Origin of the sequence: Staphylococcus rostri (assembly GCF_002902145.1) — a bacterium.
Taxonomy (GTDB): Bacteria; Bacillota; Bacilli; order Staphylococcales; family Staphylococcaceae; genus Staphylococcus; species Staphylococcus rostri.
This window is the reverse complement of record NZ_PPRF01000119.1, coordinates 1-519: the sequence shown is the minus strand read 5'-3', so window position 1 is coordinate 519 and position 519 is coordinate 1. Positions and strand designations below refer to the sequence as shown.

The following is a 519-nucleotide window of genomic DNA, read 5'->3' as shown; positions in this document are numbered from 1 at the left end:
CGATTGTCATGTCATCTGCGTCTTGAATTGTTACGTTTACAACTTGACCATCTGAATCTAATGCGTCATCACCTGTGTTGACTACTGTTGGACCATTATAGCCGTCCGGTGTTTCGAACGTTACAACATAGTCACCGTTCGGTAAGTCTGTGAAGATGTAGTTACCATTTGCGTCTGTTGTTGTCGTTACTGTTGTGCCGTCTGGCTTCGTTAATGTTACTGTAACACCTTCGATTCCTGACTCATTCGTATCCTGGATACCATCTTTATCTTCGTCGAACCATACTTTGTCTCCTAAGTCGTAGACTTTAATGAAGCCTGAATCGATTGTTGGATCATCCTTACCGTCAACGTTTACCGTTACCTTCGTTCCATCTGAATCCTTCGTATCATCGCCAACATTCTCTGTTGTTGGGATATAACCATCTGGTGTCTTGAATTCAATCGTGCTTTCTCCGTTTGGTACGTTCGGGAATTCATAGTATCCGTTTTCATCTGTTACAACTGTTTCTGTTGTTC

1 protein-coding gene is annotated in these 519 nt (G+C 42.4%); it reads right to left on the bottom strand.

Translation table 11 applies throughout. The features are described 5' to 3' along the window. On the bottom strand, positions 1 to 519 hold a 519-nt coding region (locus tag CD122_RS10940; protein ID WP_206167769.1), incomplete at both ends, for an SdrD B-like domain-containing protein.